The sequence below is a fragment of the Pseudomonas sp. RP-B7 genome (assembly GCF_059803535.1).
Map to the genome: position 1 here is coordinate 1 of NZ_JAPFHC010000057.1, position 17,500 is coordinate 17,500.

Below are 17,500 nucleotides of genomic sequence, written 5' to 3' on the forward strand. Positions count from 1 at the left end.
CCCCCCCCCCCCCCCCCCCCCCCCCCCCCCCCCCCCCCCCCCCCCCCCCCCGCTCCCACACAAGCCCGCTCCCACATCTGGATCTGCGCCCACCCTCTTGCTTCACATCGCCCACAAAAAAACGGGGCGATCAGTGATCGCCCCAAAGGTACATCGAGAGGTCCTTCAAAAAGTCTACAAACTGATCTGCTTGCGCTCCTCATCCGTCAAGCGCGCCCGTGCCTGGTCGCTCAGGGGGCCGGCGCCCAGCACCTGCACGGGGCTGTTGGGGTTGTAGCCGCTGGTTTTCGGTGCGTCTTCGGGGCCGCGTTCTACCGGCTCGGTGCCAAAGCTCAGCACCTCCACGGTGACGATGGACGGCCGCCCTTGCTTGGCCGCCGCCTGCTGGCTGCGCGCCGCCTCTTGCGCCGCCTGGGACGCCGCCGCTCCGGCCGCGCTGGCCGAACTCATGGCGCCGGTGTTGACCGCCGCCGCCACCGGCACCCCGGACGACTTGCCCTGGGTCTGGATGTTCGCCGCGTTCACCACGCGCAACGCGGCGATGTTGACGTTGCCCGACACCCGAATGCCCGCCTCGCCCGCATCGATGGTGCCCAGCGGTGCGATCAGGTCGATGTCCCCCGCCGGTATTTCCGGGATCGGGTTGAGCGTGGCGATGCCCGCGCCGGTACTCGGCACGGACGGCGACAGGCTGACGTTACCCCAGTTGTCATAGACACGCTTGGGCGGCGTGTACACCACGGTGGTCTTGGAACCGCGCCCGGCGTTGATGTCGCCCTCGGCGGTCCAGCCCATGATCGAGCCACCAAAAGTGGTCATGATGCGGCTCTGGCCGAGCAGGATGCTGCCCATGGAATACAGCTGGATATCGCCAGCACCCTGGGTGATCACCCCCGCCGTGGACGGTGGCGCCTCGCCTTCGATACCGAAGGTCTGGCTGCCGCCCGGGGTGAGCATCTGGATCGCGCCACCGAAGTTGGTGTGCACGCCCGAACTGCCGAACAGGGTGATGTCGCCCTTGTAGGTGATCGGGTTGCCGGCCACGTCCTTGTCCGGGAACAGCGCGGCGATGGCGGCACGCCCACGCAGGTAGCTGCCCTGGCGCACGCTGCCATCGGTGTTGTACTCGCGGCCGGCGGCCTTGAGTTCGGCGAAGTACACGTCACGGGCGAACACCCGTTGTTGCTCCGCGGGCAGCGCCTTGTAATAGGCCAACGCCTGCGTGCTATCGCCGACAAAACCGAAGCGCTCGGCAAGCCAGGTGACCAACTCGTTTTCGTAGGTCTTGGCCACCTTGCTGCCCTGGATCGACTCGCCGGCTTGCGCCAGGTTGACGGGGTTCAGGTAGGGTTCGACGAAACGCAGGTAATCCGGGCCCTTGGGGCCGACACCGGCTTGCATCACGATGCTTGCGCCAGGGCGGTTGTCGCCCGCCACCACCGCCCCCAGGCTGGTCACGCTGACCTCGCCGCCGTTGGCCGCCGCTCGCCCGGACATCAGGATATTGCCGCCCGCCGTCACCTCCAGCAGACCAGGACCGGCGACCTGGAAGTTGCTGTAGAGAATGTCGCGGCCGGCGGAGACGATGGAAATATCGTTGGGGTTGTTGTGGATGAACAGGTTGCCGGTTTGCAGCTCCGAGTCCGGTCCCACGGTGTTGTTGAACGCGCTGCCGCTGCTGACGATGTCGCGCCCGGCCATCATCCGCACCGCGCCGTTGCCCTCGTACCAGACCTGCCCCGCGTTGCGCGTTCCAGCCGTGGTGGAGAAGGTAATCACCCTGCCGCTGCTGACGCCTATCAGATCACCGCTCAACGCGTAGAAGCGCGCCGGGGCAGTCGGCACATACCCCGCCGCAGAGGCCGTCGGGGCACCAAAGGTGAACAAGGGACGCGGGATAGTACTGACAAAGCTACCCCCCGACACCAGGCCGCTGCTGTCGGAGATATTGTGGCTATCGGCGTCTGTCTGGCCGTTGATCGTGCCGACGAATGCCGGCCGCCAAGGGGTGGCCATGATGCCGGGGTCGGCCGCAGACGGCGTGACGAACATGCCGCCCGCGTAAATCGAATCGTTGGCCAGGAACTGCAACTCGCCATTGGCGCCTGGGGCGAGCAGAAGATTAGCGATGTAGCCAGTATCAATCGAGGATTCTCGCACCGCTCGTCCATAGTAGAGACTGCCACCGGCGGCGGTTGCTCGAAGGATCGAGGGATACACGATCGCCAGATCAGAAGGGGCGCCGCTGACATTCGGCGTCACATTGCCGCCAGCCGAAAAAAGATCAATCGCGGTGTGATCCGTCCATAACGTGAACCAGCTGTCCCCTACACCCCGCTCGGCTCCCCGTGTAAACGCGGACTTGTTCGCCACCGAGCCCCGGCCCGGGTCGAGCACATTCTGCACCACCAGATCGCCCGCCGCCGCCAGGTTGAACGTGGCGTCACCCGGCACTAGGGTAATTGCGCCCAACGGCAAGCCACGGGTGGCCTTTAACGGATCGTATGCGCGCGTTTCGCCAGGGCTGTGCTGTGTGGTCGTGCTGCCGTAAGTCAGATTGATACCGCCCACCGCGCCGCTTTGCACCTGTGCATTGCCACGCACGTTGACCAGCACCCCGTTGCGCAAATCCGTCGTCTGCCCCCCAACCGGGTTGAGCGTGCCGCCGACACGCAACCGCAAGTCGCCCCCGCCGTTCAGCACCAGGCTGCCGTCGTTGGCCATCCGGCCGGTGCTGCCCACCGCCAATACCAGGCCTTGGGTACGCGGGTTCAAACCGGGATCAAGCGCGCTGTTGGTCCGGCTGTCCAGCAACCCGGCGTTGCCGCGCACGTTGACATCCAGGTCACCGCCGCCAAGGGTGCCAAAGCCGGTGAAGCCGAGCATCTGATCGACCGAAGGGGTGCTGGCATAGGTGCCGAAGTTGATCCACCAGGCCGTGGGTTGGGCCTGCCCGCCGGTGGCCACATCGGCGCTGCCTTGACGCCACAACCAGTTGCCGACGCTGGCGGAATCGTAGCCACGGTCCTTGGGATCAGGCCGCCCGGCGATGCCCTCGGAGATACCGGTAATATTGCCCGTCAGGTTCCCGCCGACGTTCAGCGTGAGGTTGCCGCCGGCATCGGGATACCAGGCGCGGTACAGGCTGTCGGCAGAACCATTGACAAACTTTTCGTAGGCGCTGGCAGGATCGGCCAGGACGGTGTTAGTGCGGCCCAGGGTCCGCGCTTGATTGTAGGGATCGCCCGCCTGGGTCGCGACGGAGGACGTGCCTGCGGTATAGACCCCATAAAGTGAGTCCATGCTCAGGTCGCCAGCAGTCAACAGCTGCAGGTCGCCCGTGCCGGTACGCAGCACGCTGAAGCGGGTACTGGACGGCGCGGCAACCTTGCTGCTGGGCAGGTAGCAATACGTGGGTGAGTTGGCACAGAACTGTTCGATGGTGCCGACGTTGAGTTGGTCCAGCAGGCTTTGCTGAATCACGTCGCCCTTGGACACATGGATACCCATCGCCGCCAGTTCCTGCGCGGCGGACTCGGTCCAGAGCTGGTTGACCTTGACCACGCAATAGGCGCCGTAGTTGGCACAGAAATTCTCGATCGTACCCATCCCGACCATATCAACGATGGCCTGGTCAATCGGGTCGCCTTCGACCACGGTGATCCCGTTGAGCGCAAGGTCGATGACCGCGTAAGCGGTCCAGGTCTGGGCCCCCTTGAGCGGTACATCCTTGGCGAACATGCCGTAGTGACTGTCAGCCAGGTGCAGGTCGCCGCCCCGTGGATGGGCTTGCAGGATACGGCTGTCCGCCGCGTCGGTGTCGGCGCCCGCGACCAGACGCAGTGACCAGGATTGCGAACCCTCGGCCAGCATCGGCGCAATGGCCCACAGCTTGCCCTGACGCCCCGCCACTTCCGGACGCAGTTGGACCGATTCAACCCCGTCGGGCAGCTTGATGTTGGTACCGGCCGGGATCAACGCCCCGCGTGGCAAGGCGCGACTGCCGTCGAGCAGAACCACACTGGTGGAGAGCGTGCCCTGATGCACCTGCGGCAGTGGCACACCTTTGGGCCAGAGCATGTTGCGCAAGGCCGTGCCCTGGCTCAGCAGCGTGCCGGCGTCCAGCTGGGTGCCCGGTTGCAGCGTGGTGGCCTCGCCGAGCAACGTGCCGGCGGCATACACCACATTGCCCGACGCATCCCGTATTGCCGCCGCCAATACCGTACCGGCAGGCAATACCAGCGCCTGATCCAACACCGCTGTCGTCGGCAAGCGCGTGCCGGCCGCGACCGTCAGGCCCTTGATCGGCAGGTCGTAGTTCAACGTACTGCCCGCCGGGAACGCCGTGCCATCGGCCAGGGTCACGCCGTTGCCCGGCACGACGATATCGCCGCCGCTGAAGTCTTTGCCGGGCAACAATACCCAGCCCTTGTCATCCACGGTTTCCGGCGGCGGTGCAAAGCCATCGTTGATGCTGCCGTAAACGCTCAGGTCGCCGCCCGCGCGCAGGGTCAGGCTGCCAGATTCACCGGAACCGTACACCGAGGTCTGCCGGGTGTGCGGGTTGAGGCTGGCGTAGCGATAGCCGGACAGGTCCAGGTCGCCCTGTACCACCAGGTCACCGTCCGGGGTGCTGCTGACGATTTGCACCCCTGGGCGCAGATGGAACGTATCGGCATACGTACTGTTGTTGAGCCCGGCGAGCTTGTTGTTGAGCAAGTCCGAGTTGAGCAAGGCCGCGTTGATAAACGCCGTGCTCAGTGCGTGCTTGCCATCCAGGTAAGCCTGGTCGATCTGCTGATAAGGTCGCCCGCTGGCCGTCGGGTCGGTGATCACGGGCGCATCATCGTATGTGGCCATGCCGTTGAGCGTGATCGAGCGTGCACCCTGGATTGCCAGGCGGCCACGGGCGTCGATGTCGATGTCGTTGCTGCTGCCATCGGCATTGATCAGCCGTGGCGCGTTCAATTCAAGGCTGCCACGCGCGAGCCCGTCGTTGTGGGTCGAACCGGCGGTGCCGTGACGCAGGTCGATGCGCACGCCATCGGCGAGGGTCAAGCGCCCGTCGCCGGAGCCGAGCACCACCATGGCACGGTTCGGCGAGTCGATGATCTTGCCGTAGCTGTCCACCCGCAGTTTGCTGCCGTGGGCATCCAGCACGGCACTGCCGTCCAGGCTCAAGCCGTGCTTGCCGGCCAGGTTGATGCTGCCCACGCGTTCACCGCTGGCATCCACCAGGCCAGTGACACGCAGGCTGCCGTTGTCTACCGAGACGCTGATGTTGCCGGCCTTGAGGCCGTTGCCGATGGTCAAGTTGCCTTGCTTGAGTTGGAAGCTGCGCGCGCCGAACACCTGGCCGATGTTGAGGCGGCTGTTGAGGTCGGCAAACTGCTGGTCCAGCACACCGCTGCTGCCCAGGCGCTGGGCCTGGATCTGCACGCTGCCCGCCAGATAAGGCATCAAGGTGCCGCCCGCGTCGTAGTAGCCGCTGCTGCTGCCCAGGAGCGTGCCTTGCAGGTCGACGATGCCGCCCGCCGCATCCAGCGCCACGGCCCGCAGCGTACCCGCCTGGTTGTACTGGGCCGACAGGTCGATGGTCGAGCCTGCCGCTTGATGGATATTGCCGGTGCGGCTGTCGAGGGTGACGTCGCCGCCCCAGCCGTACTTGGTCACGTCGTTGAAGGTGATCGCACGCCCGGCGACATCAATCAACGCCGCGTCCGTCAACTGCACATCACCCCGCGCTGCAAGGCTGACCTTGCCGCTCGGCAGCACCACGGCGCCCGCCAGACGAATGCTGTCGCCGTTCAAGGACAATTCGGCACCCTGCCCCTCGGCCTTGCCGCGTGCCCCGGCAGACGCCGCCACATCAATCGCGCCACCGGCAGTGATGCGGTTGACTGAGCCAGCGGCACCGGTCATCAGCGGCGTGAGGATATTCAGGTTACCGCCTGTGTAGGTGAAACCCTTCACCGCGTCATAGGCACCCTGGTGTTGATAGACCGACAGGCTGCCCTTGTGGTTGGCGGTGATGCGTTCGCTGGCGTTCAGATTGACGTTGGCAAAGCCCAGCGCCAGGCGGTCGAAGTTCAGGGTCGTGCTCGGCTGGGCAAAGCTGCCGTAACCGAATTCGATGCGGTCGGCGTTGATGTCCAGGCGCCCGCTGCCGGTGCCCGCGCCGCCGCTGACCACGGCACCCGCCGGGTTGGTCGCGCCCTGCCAGATCAGGTTGGCGGTGTGGATGCTGGCCACATCGTTGGCACCGCCGGCGCCATAGATCGCCGGCGTGGAGATCATCAGGTTGCTCAACCGCGATTTGCCGGTCAGGGGGTCATAAGTATCCAGCGAGGTGCTGCCGTAGAAATTGAAGCTGTCACGGGCCGAGAGTTGCAGGGTCTCCAGGGCCGGCGCGCCGAACTGGGTATCGCCCTGCAGCAGACGGTCAAGCAGTGCCTGGGACAACGTGAGGCCTGCCGGCCGTTGATTCGCGGCTTCTGCGGCGGCGAGCGCAGCGGCGCTGCCAAGGTTGATCGCACTGACCCCCAGGTTGAGGTGACGCGTGCCGTAGCGCACTTGATCGCCCAGTGCAAACGAGGCGTCGGTCAAAGCGACGATACTGCCTTCGGAATACAGCCCGGTCTGCCCACTGCAAGGGCTGGTGCTACAGGTGCCGATGCTGATGCCCCCACTAACCTCGCCACCAATGCCCGGCGCCGCGATCACATTGAGCAGGCCGTTGGACACCGCCAGCATGTTGGTGACCTTGTAAATAAAACCGTCACGGGCGTCGTAGCCCGCGTTGCCTCGGCCGATAGTGTTGATCGAAGCGCCCTGCTCAACGACGATCGAGCCGGTTTGACTGACCAGGAACACTTCAGGCGCAGCCAACGTCGCGCCTTCACGCAGCACAATGTTGCTGCGGGCGCCGTTCACCCCATCCACCAACGTGATGAAGTTGCCAGACTGGCCATACGTGACGCTGGTCATGCCCCCGACGACCAGGCGCGATGCCCCCAGTGCATTGAGGCTGTCAGCCCGCAAGGTGATCCCTGCAAAACCCTGGGTCGCCGCCCGATCTGCGCCCACTACTTCAATGCCACCACGGGTCGTATCGACTACCGTTACCGTACCGCCATAACCTTCCTGCGCCGCACCGAAGCGGCCAATACCCTGGAATGAAAATGCATCCGCACCACCACCGGTGCGCAAGGCCAGTTTCAAGGTCTTGGCATCCACCTCAAGCATGGGGCGTGGCACGCCGATTTTTGCCGCGTCCGCCCTGGCGAACTGCGCATAGCTGGTTTCGTTGTACTGGGAATAGCGGCGCAGTGTATCGGCCGACGTCAGGATCAATTGACTGGCAACGTTGTCGCTGATTCCGGTATTGGCAATCGACAAGCGCCCGGCCGTGCTCCACGAACCGTTGCGCATCAATTGGGTCGCGCCATCGCCGCCCAAGCCAGCCAAACCGTTGATTTCAACGCGATAGGCCCCGGGCAGTAACGCGTAGGTCGATGGCATCAGCGTGTAAGTTCCGGCGGGCAGCCCCGGTATACCGGCGCCGATCGTGACTTGCTGGCCAACCAACGGCGTGACCGCCCCGGCCTCCCCCGCCACAGGCGCGGCAACGGGCTGCACCCCCGGCACAATCGCGTAGATCGGGTTGGTGGACAGGCCCGGCAGGCTGAACCCACCGTTGGCGCCCACTTGCACCAGCGGGTTGTAGCGCGCATCGGTGGAGCCGCCGCGCCCGGACACAAACCCGGCACCCAGCAATTCGCCGCCGCCGGACAGGTCCACGGTGGCATCGGGCAGCACGGCGACGGTCTTGCCGCCCAGGATCACGCCAATCCCCAGATCCTGACCGCTGGCACTGAGCCCGCCTTGCCCGACAAACACCACTTGCTTGCCGTTATAGCGGTAGACCTGGCCGTCCACCGTGCCGCCAAACGGCATCACCAGGCCCTTGCCACTCGCCGACGTGAGGCTGCCCGGCAGCAACTGCACGCGCTCGCTGCCCGTGCTGCCAATATCGATCAGCCCCAGCGGAGCGCGTACCACGCCCCCCTGGATAATGTTTGCGGCACCCAGTTGCAGGTGGCCGAACACCGAATAAGGCAGCGGTGCATCGGTGCTGCCGACACGGCCGATGGTCAACGTGCGCAAGGGGTCAAAATCCAGGCCAAGGGCAACGGTGGATGAATCGCCCAAATAGCCGGCGACGATACGCGCACCGACTTCGGTGGCCGGGTAGAGTTGCGCAGCGCGCAGAGTCATGTCGCCTTGGGTCAGCAACTGCGTGTTGATACCGGCGACGATAGCGTTTTCAACGCTACCCGCCAGGAAGCGCAAGTCGCCCTGACTGGTGAGGTTCACCTGATCAAAACCGCGCCGCTCAACCGTGATCAGGCTGGCGTCGGCCTGGTACAGGCTGCCCTTCATGCCAAACACCACGTTGTCGCGCACATCAATCAGATCGCCACCAGCATTGAACTGCGCCGCCGTGGCGAGCTGAGACGGCTTGCCCAGGTTGATGGTCGGGCGCACGTTCGGGTCCAGGGTCTGCGTCGTCAGACCGGCCAGCAACAGATACGGCGCCGACAGGTTGATCCGTGAACCAGCGGCGGCACCTTCACTGAGGTTATACGCGGCGCTGAACAGGCGCAGGCTCTGACCCATGGCGATGTTCACGTCGCCATCGAAGCTCATCAGGCCATTGCTCATCAGCGCCAGGTTGTCAAAACCACCCGAGCTGATTTGGTCCACCCCGAGCCGCGCATGCCCATAGACCAGGCTGTCGGCGGCGGCCTCGGCGGTGTCCGCCAGATTCAGGGGCTGGTGGGTCTGGCTGATGATCAACTCGCGGCCGTTGAGTACCCGGTTACTGGCGTACTGCTTGAGGTAGTTCGGGCTCTGCAACGCGACGACCAGGCTACCACCCGCCGCCCCCACGCCACCGGCGCGGGCGACAAAACTGCCATCCAGGTACAGGCCGTTGTTGGAGGCCAGGCTGATGGTGCCGCCGTTGCTGGCGACCTGCACCGTGCCCTGCCCCGCAACATTCAGTGTGGCCTGGGTGCCGGACGCTTCCAGGCGCGCCCCGTCACGCACCACCACAAACAGGTCGCTGGCGCTGGCGACGCCGGTGGTCAGGTCAAGATCGCCACCGATGCGGATCTTGCCACCGGCGTCCACCACGCCGTAGCGGCGCCCTTGGTTGTCCACGGCGCTGACGGCGCGGGCCGACACATCGACCACGGCCTGTTCACCCAGCCAGATCGAGCGGCCATGCCCTTCGGCATTCGCCTGCAACAGCACCTGCGGGGTCACCGCCAGGCCGCCCAGGCTGACGTTGCCGCCCCAGGCGTTGAGTGTGCCGTTGAGGGTCAACTGGCCAACGCTGCGCAGGTTGATGGCCTGGCGCGGGTCGACGTTGATCACCGCACCCTGGCCGACGGTCAGGGCCGTGGTCGCCAGTTTGTCGGCCGTGATGTACGGGTTGCCGGCGGTCAGGTTCAAGCTGGCGCCGCGCCGTGGGGTCAGTACGCCTTTGACGGCGTCCGGCTGATACAACTCCGGCAGCCAGCGCGCCAGGGCGCTGGCGGGGTCACTGCCACTGGGCGCGGTACTCGCCTGGTCACCCAGGTGCAAGACCGGCACCGTCACGTCAACCTGGGTGCCGTCGGCGACGAGCAGCCCTTCATTGCCAGTGATGTCGTAGGCCGAAAAGCCCTTGTTGAAAAAGTCCCCGGCCAATTGCAACGTGCCGGTGGCGAGGGGATCGGCACTTTCGCCAATCAACACCTTCTGGCTCTGCAAGGCCAGGGTGCCGCCGCCACTCACACCGTAACCGCGCACCTCGCCCTGGAGGCTCAACGCGCCCAGGGCGCTCAGGGTGGCGCTGCCGCCTTTGCCACCGTTGACACTGCGATCGACGCCAAGTGTCGCCCCGGAGGACACCTCCACCAGGCTGCCCGCACCAAGGCTCACATCGCCACTGCTGCGCAGCGAGACCTTGCCGCCGTTCACGTACGCCACACCGTTGCCGCCACCGGCAGGGTCCAGCAGCAGATTGTTCCAGCGCCCCGAGGCGTCCAGCTTGACGCCCTCGGCCACGTCGATCTGCCCGCTGCCCGCCAGGATCACGTCGGCCACGGCGTTGTTGCCGTTGAGATTGACCTGGTTGAGCACGTTGCCCAGATTCAGGCTGCCGCCGTGGGCAGTCAGGTTTGCGTTCACCTCGACACGCGGTGCGTAGAGGGTGATGTCGCCGCCATCGGCGACGTTGAGTGCGCCATTGACGGCGATGCCCTGCTTGGCACCGAGCTTGATCGCGCCCAGCTGGAAGCCATTGAGTTGATCGGCGTCCAGCACCACCGCGCCTTGACGCTCGGCGGGCAATGCCGTGCTCAAGTCCATACCGGCGGCGATCTTTTGCGCGGACTGCTCGATCAGCACCTGCTCCGCCATCGGCGTCAGACCATAACGCAGGGTGCCGGTGGTCTTGTCATAGATCGGCGTGTATTGCCCGATGATCAACTGCGCCCGCTGGGCCAGCGCTTTCTGGGATTGCTGATAACCGTCGAGGTTGAGCGCCGGTGCCCGGGTCTGGCGATCACCCTGGAACACGTCGCTGAGAATCTGGCCTTCCAACACCGCGCCTGACGTGCCGACCACCAGCTTGCCGGCATCGCGGCCCACGGTGTAACCGGACTCCTGGCGGCTTTGCTGGGCGATCAGAGGGTTGTAGTAGTAATCGGTCTGGCCCCAGCGCGCACTGGTGTCTTCAAACCCCTTGTAGACGCCGGAGTAGAGAATGTCGCCCGGTGCCTTCGACAGTTCGTACAAACGCCCGTCCGGCCCCTTGAGCCAGGTCAGGCGGATCTTGCCGGCCTGCACATCCACGGTGCCGCCCGACAGGTTGATCTGCGCGCCCTGCTGGGTCACCACGTCCTTGCCGGTAAACGTCACGGTGCCGCCCTGGGCCATCCACTCGCCCACCGAGTGGCCCTGGGTGCCGAGGTAGCCACCGACTTCGAGCAAGCCGCCCGCGGTGTACCAGCGATCCGTCGTATAGCCGTTGGTGCCGGCCGGGACAAACACCAGCTCACGCAGGTCGACCCACACGTCGTTGTTGATCAGTTGCCCGCCATCGCGGTTGACCACCGCATCGCGCTGCTCGTTGCCCTGCACGTTGATCTTGATGTTGTTGGCTTCCATCGCCACCTTGACGCCGACCGCGCCCGACACATCGATCTTCGCGCCGTCGCGCACCAGGCTGCGTTGCCCGGCGCTGACGGCGACCTGCCCGCCGGTGGCGAGGGTGATCGAGCCGTTCTGGAAGTCCACCGTGCCGCCGCTGACGATCTCGACCCGTGATTGGTCGCTGCGGTCGGCCACGGCGCTGAGGTGATTGAACTGCCCGTTGATCAGGTTGGCGGCCAGGCCATCGAACTTGCTCAGGCCGTTGGCCTGCTGGCTGTTGAGCGCGGTGCTGGCGCTGGCGTCCAGCAGGATCGCGGTAGTGCTGCTTTCGCCCAGGGTGACACTGCCAGTGGTGTCAGTGGCCGCGTTGAGCAAGTGGATAGTTCCGCGCGTATCCACCGAGGTACTGGCCAGGGCCACGCCGTTCTGCACGACCTGGTGGCCGGTCAGGGTGATGTCGCCGGTGGAGGCCATGATCAGGCCGTTGTTGCTGACCTTGCCCGCCGTGCTGCCAGCGTTGAGGCCAGCCGCCACTTCGTTGCCACGGGTGGTGGAACGCTCGTTGCCGGCGGTGCCGACACCTTTGCGGATGTAAAAGCTGTCACCCGCCGCCAGGGTGGTCTGGCCCTTGGCGGTGATGATCGTACCGGCGTTGTCCACCTCGGAACCAAGCAGCAAGGCATAGCCGCCGGCATCGGTGGACGTGGCGGCGTTGTGGGTCTGGATCACTGCGCCGCGCTGGACTTCAACCTTGCCGGCCGCATCGGTAAACGTCGGCTGGGTGCCGTTGGCATCGACGTAAATGCCGCGCTGGGTGAACTGTTCATCGGTGATGTTCGCCGCCGCCGCCACCAGGTTGCGCACATTGACCTGGCTGGTGCCGCTGAACACCACGCCGTTGCGGTTCATGATCATGACCGTGCCGGCGCCGTTGATCTGGCCCTGGATTTCACTCGGGCGCGCATTCGGATCGTTGACGCGGTTGAGCAGCGCCCAGTTGGACTGCTGCTGGAAGTCCACCGTGGTGTTGCGCCCGACGTTGAACGTCTCCCAGTTGAGGATCGCCTTGTCGGCGGTCTGCTCGATGTTCACCGTGGTCTTGCCGCCGGCCTGGGTCTGGGTCGGGCCCTTGGCGTTGGTCCAGCCCTGGGTCAGGCTGTTGTCGACCTGCAAGCCGCCCTTGCCCAAGCCATCCGGAATCGTCGACACCTGCCCCAATGCCGCCTGCCGCCCGGCCGCTTGCGCCGCCTGCTGCGCGGCAATCGCCGCGACGCTGGTATTCAGCGTGCTGATCGAACGCGCCAACTGCTGATTGGCCCGCGCCTGCTGGTTCAAGGTCGGAATGCCCGACACCTGCCCACTGGTACGCGCCGCCGTGGCCGCCTGGGACGCGCCCTTATCGGCAAACCAGCCGGAACTGAACGCCGACGCCGCCTGGGCGTTGCCCGCCACCATCAACAAGGCAATGGCCTGCGCCAGGGGCTTGAGCAACAACACGGGCTGGGCTTTGCGGTGAACCGTTGGTTTGCAGCGGACCATCTGGATCTTCCTTCTTTGTAGTTGCCCAGGGGCAAGACACGCTCACGTATGAGGGTTAGGCGGTTGGCGAGGGGCGCGACTGAACTTCTGTCATGCAAAGTTCATAAAGGGCTGCTAACGCAAAAAAAATCAGCAACGGCACAGGCCGTTGCTGATCGGTGTTGCGGGTCGTTGAAGCGGGGTTACAGCGGACGACCGATGCCGTTGCACACGTTGGACTTGCCGATGCTCAGGGCGCTGGTGGCGGTCAGGAAGTTATCGTTGATCGCGGTTTTCCAGGAGTCTGGCAGAGGCACGAAGCGGTTGTTGCGGATCGCGGTATCGTTGCTGCCGAACGCGCTGAGGTTGTAGTGACGGGTGAAGAAGTTGCGGACCTGGGTGGTCTGGTCAGCGTTGGCGTAGCACTGGCTGAAGATCACGTTGGTGAAGCCCAGGATTGGGTAGCCCGAAGTCGGGTAGGCGACGACGCTTGGGTCGGAAGTGCTGGCAGCGGCGGCGAAGGTTGGAACCCAGGCGTTCTGGTTGGCGACGTTGGTGCCAGTCGGAACCGGTACAAGGGCGATGGCGGCAGATACGTTGGCAGGGGCTGGGGAAACGCCGTTGACCTTGGCAACCTTGGTCGCGTCATCCAGACCGGCCAGAGTGGTGGCCGCGTAGTCCGGGCTCATGTAGGTGATGGCACCGTCGGTGGAGTTCAACAGAGTCATTACCGCTTGGCTGCCCGAGGCAGAAACGGAACCGGCTGGAACCTTCTTGGTCACGTTGCCGTAGCTCTGGGCAAAGTTAGTGGTCACAGCGAATGCCTCGGTCTCGGCGCACTTGGCGTTGAGGAAGCGCGTGAACAGTTCGGTGGTGCCGCTCGCTTCGCTGCGGTAAACAACCTTGATCGTGCCGGTACGGCCCGAACCCGCGATCTGGCTCCAGTCGGTCAGACGGCCGGAGAACACACCACACAGTTGGTTGACACTCAGGTCAACGGCAGCGGTCCCTGCCTTGTTGAACGGAATGGCCACCGAAGTCGCCACCGAAGGCACCTGGATCAGCTTGCCCCACGCGGCTTCATGACCGTTCTTGTAATTGAGCAGTTCATCGACCGTCAGCTTGGAGTCGCTGCCAGCCCAGTGCACGTTCTTGGTGCCGGTGCCGAATTGGCTGTAATCGTTGTTGAGGAACGCCGCTTTGCCTTTGCCGCTGCCAACGCCGATGTAAGGGGCAAAGCCGGTGGTGAGTACGCCAGCAGTCTGGTACAGCGGCTGAGGCAGAGTGGCGCCGCCGCCGTTTACGTCTGCGAATGCAGCTTGTGCCGAGCACAGTGCAGCGAGGGTCATGGATACCGCGAGAACGTTGCGCTTAAACATGAAGAAGCTCCTTTCGTCGTGTTTGTACGTTTGGGGTAGATGGCTCTTGCATGACGCCATGGCTTCGGTCCCAAGCCGTCGTGCGGGGGTGGCCAGGGGTGAAAACCATGGGAGAGAAATTCGCAGTTTCCGATGACGGTTGTAGGAAAAAACCTCGGGAGGAACGCCTTGATTTTTAAAAAGATTCTCGGGTGTTTTGGTCATGATTTTGAGCGGTTTGGGCGCAGGTGACAGCGAGGTTTCAGCGAGTGGGGCTGGAGGCCGTATAGACCTTGGGATGTGACGGAATGAGGAACCCGAGGTAGAACGGGAGCACGATAAATGTGCTGAACACACATAACCCATGTGGGAGCGGGCTTGCTCGCGAATGCGGTGGATCAGTCGATGAATTCATATCTGACCCACCGCATTCGCGAGCAAGCCCGCTCCCACACAAGCCCGCACCCGCATGTGGATTGGGTTTCGCCAGTAGGTCAGGTGACGAGTTGGTTGATCTCGATAATTGGCAGCAACACCGCCATGACAATGACGAGTACGACGGCGCCCATCACCACAATCATCAGCGGCTCCAGCAACGCGGTCATGCCCATCGCCCGCCGTTCAATATCCCGCGACAGCGTCTGCGCCGCACGCTCCAGCATCGGCGGCAGCGAGCCGGTCTTTTCGCCGCTGGCGATCAGGTGGATCAGCACCGGCGGAAACACCTTCTCCACCGCCAGCGCCGGGGCCAGGTTGACGCCTTCGCGCACTTTGGCGGTGGCCTCGCAGACGCACCGGTCGAGGCGGTCGTTGGACAGGGTCTGGCGCGCCGCCTCCAGGGCGCGCAACAGCGGCACGCCGGCACCGCCGAGGATCGCCAGGGTCGAAGCGAAGCGCGCGGTGTTGAGGCCCAGCACAAACCGCCCGATCAACGGCAAGCGCAGCACCCGGCTGTGCCAATTCAGGCGCGCCACGGGATTGCGCAAATACAGGCGCCAACTCCAGAAACCAGCGACGATCCCGGCAAAACACAGCCAGCCCCAGGCGCGGATAAAATCGCTGGCGTTGAGCATCGCCAAGGTCAGCCCCGGCAAATCCTGGCGCGCCTGGGAAAATGCGCTGACCACCTGGGGCACCACGTAGCTGAGCAAAAAAATCACGATACCGATGGACACCAGCCCCACCACGCCAGGGTAGATAAACGCCGTAAGGATCTTGCCGCGCAGGTTGTTGCGCTCCTCGATGTAGTCGGCGAGGCGCTCCATCACCTGGGCCAGGTCGCCGGACTCCTCCCCCGCCGCGATCAGCGCGCGGTAGATCGAGGGGAAGTCCCGTGGCCGCGCAGCCAAGGCATCCGCCAGGCGCATGCCGCCACGCACATCGGCACGCACTGCGCTGAGGGTCTGGGCGATGTGTTTTTTCTCGGCCTGCTCCACCGTTGCGCTCAACGCCGCTTCCAACGGCAGGCTGGCGCCCAGCAGGCTTGCCAGTTGGCGCGTGGCCCAGGCCAGGTCGTTGTCCGAGAGCTTGGGGGTGAACAGGCTGCTGCCGGCGACCTGCTGGTTGCTCTCCAGCTGCACCAGCAACGCGGTCAAACCGCGCCCGCGCAAGTTGGCAAATGCGGCGCTCTGGCTGTCGGCCTCCACATGCCCGGTCTCGACGTTGCCGCTGGCATCGGCGGCCTCGAAGCGATAGCGATTCATCAGGCGTCCCGTGTCACGCGCAGGATTTCTTCAGGCGCGGTGGCGCCGCTGCGCACCCAGCGCTCGCCGTCTTCACGCATGCTGAACATGCCGGCGCGGCGGGCGGCCAGGCGCAGGTCCTGCTCGCCGGCGCCCTGGTGGATCAGGCTGCGCACGTCGTCATCGACGCAGAACAACTCGTGGATACCGGTGCGGCCGCTGTAGCCGACCTGATTGCACTGCGCACAGCCCACCGGGCGCCAGGTACCGGGCGCGGCCGGATCTTCCTGCTTGCAGTGCGGGCACAGGCGACGCACCAGGCGCTGGGCCAACACGCCCAACAACGACGAAGCCAACAGAAACGGCTCGACGCCCATGTCGATCAGCCGGTTGACCGCCGACACCGCATCGTTGGTGTGCAGGGTCGCCAGCACCAGGTGACCGGTCAGCGAGGCCTGCACGGCAATTTGCGCGGTCTCCAGGTCGCGGATCTCGCCAATCATGATGATGTCCGGGTCCTGGCGCAGGATTGCGCGCAGGGCGAGGCCAAAGGTCATGTCGATCTTGGCGTTGACCTGGATCTGGCTGATGCCCGGCAGGTCGTATTCCACCGGGTCTTCCACGGTGAGGATATTGCTGGTACTCGCATCCAGTCGCGCCAGCGCCGCATACAGGCTGGTGGTCTTGCCGCTGCCGGTCGGCCCGGTGACCAGCACGATGCCGTGGGGCTGGCGGATCAGCGTGTCGAGGCGCGCCAACAGCTGCGGTTCCATGCCCAGGGTCTCCAATTGCAGGCGCCCGGCCTGCTTGTCCAGGAGCCGCATCACCACCCGCTCGCCATGCCCGGTGGGCACCGTCGACACGCGAATATCAATCGGCCGCCCGGCCACCCGCAGTGCGATGCGGCCGTCCTGGGGCAGGCGTTTTTCGGCAATGTCGAGCTGGGCCATGATCTTGATCCGCGACACCAGCGCGCCGTGCAACGCCTTGCGCGGTGACACCACATCACGCAGGGTGCCATCGACGCGGTAGCGCACCACCGAGTGGGTTTCATAGGGCTCGATATGAATATCGCTGGCCTCGTCGCGGGCGGCCTGGGTCAGCAAGGCGTTGATCATGCGGATCACCGGCGCGCCGTCCTGGGTGTCGAGCAGGTCGGTGACTTCGGGCATGTCTTGCATCAGGCGGTCCAGATCCACCTCGTTTTCTGCCGCGCCGACCACGGCGGCGGCGCTGCCGGTGTCGGCGTAGGCGCTGGTGAGCAGGCCGTCGAGTTCGTCGTCGCGCACTTGTTCGATGGGGGATTGGCCGAATTGGCGGTGGACTTCGCTGATGGACCAGCCGGGGGTTGAGGGGCATACCGTCAGGAGCAGGCCTTCGGCGTTAGTGCGCAGGAGGATGCGTTGGGATTTGGCCCAGGCGTAGGGGAGTAGGCTCATGTTGTTGGCCCTGTTTGTCGGTGTACATATCCGTTTTTTGGGCAACGGCGGCTTATGGTTCCGCTCTTACAGCGGCTCACTTTTGAAAAGCGCAAAAGTAAGCAAAACGCTCTTGCCCCACCACTCGGCACCTCGCCTAGGCTCGGTGTGCCCGTAATCCATGTCGAATTCCGGCCAGCGTGTTTAACGGGGCGCCTAAGATCAAAATCAAGAGCCAGAGCACAGTTCCATCTGAATACATGGAGATCCAAATGTGGGAGCGGGCTTGCTCGCGAATGCGGTGTGTCAGTCAACTCAT

General features: G+C 64.7%; 4 protein-coding genes. All 4 read right to left on the reverse strand.

Annotated elements, in window-relative coordinates:
- Positions 1-174: 174 nt before the first annotated feature.
- The 4 genes from OPU96_RS28550 to gspE all read right to left on the reverse strand — a co-directional run bounded on the left by OPU96_RS28550 (position 175) and on the right by gspE (position 17,202).
- Positions 175-12,744 carry a filamentous hemagglutinin family protein gene (locus OPU96_RS28550; protein ID WP_498560167.1) on the reverse strand — a complete coding sequence of 4,190 codons (12,570 nt, stop codon included), beginning with the start codon at positions 12,742-12,744 and terminating at the stop codon, positions 175-177.
- 182 nt (positions 12,745-12,926) lie between these two features.
- The gene (locus OPU96_RS28555; protein ID WP_498560168.1) at positions 12,927-14,102 is read right to left on the reverse strand and encodes a substrate-binding domain-containing protein; all 1,176 of its coding nucleotides are present in this window, start codon (positions 14,100-14,102) and stop codon (positions 12,927-12,929) included.
- Positions 14,103-14,575: 473 nt separating this feature from the next.
- Positions 14,576-15,784 (reverse strand): type II secretion system inner membrane protein GspF, encoded by a 1,209-nt coding sequence (gene gspF, locus OPU96_RS28560; protein ID WP_192301113.1) that lies wholly within the window; start codon positions 15,782-15,784, stop codon positions 14,576-14,578.
- Positions 15,784-17,202, reverse strand: a complete 1,419-nt coding sequence (gspE, locus tag OPU96_RS28565; RefSeq protein ID WP_192301114.1) for a type II secretion system ATPase GspE — start codon at positions 17,200-17,202, stop codon at positions 15,784-15,786. The genes gspF and gspE overlap by 1 nt, the downstream gene beginning before the upstream one ends.
- Positions 17,203-17,500: the final 298 nt, after the last annotated feature.

What these genes read in the sequence shown, in the direction of transcription:
- OPU96_RS28550 (WP_498560167.1), bottom strand. Translation starts at nt 12,744, where the DNA reads ATGGTCCGCTGCAAACCAACGGTTCACCGCAAAGCCCAGCCCGTGTTG.
- OPU96_RS28555 (WP_498560168.1), bottom strand. Translation starts at nt 14,102, where the DNA reads ATGTTTAAGCGCAACGTTCTCGCGGTATCCATGACCCTCGCTGCACTG.
- gspF (WP_192301113.1), bottom strand. Translation starts at nt 15,784, where the DNA reads ATGAATCGCTATCGCTTCGAGGCCGCCGATGCCAGCGGCAACGTCGAG.
- gspE (WP_192301114.1), bottom strand. Translation starts at nt 17,202, where the DNA reads ATGAGCCTACTCCCCTACGCCTGGGCCAAATCCCAACGCATCCTCCTG.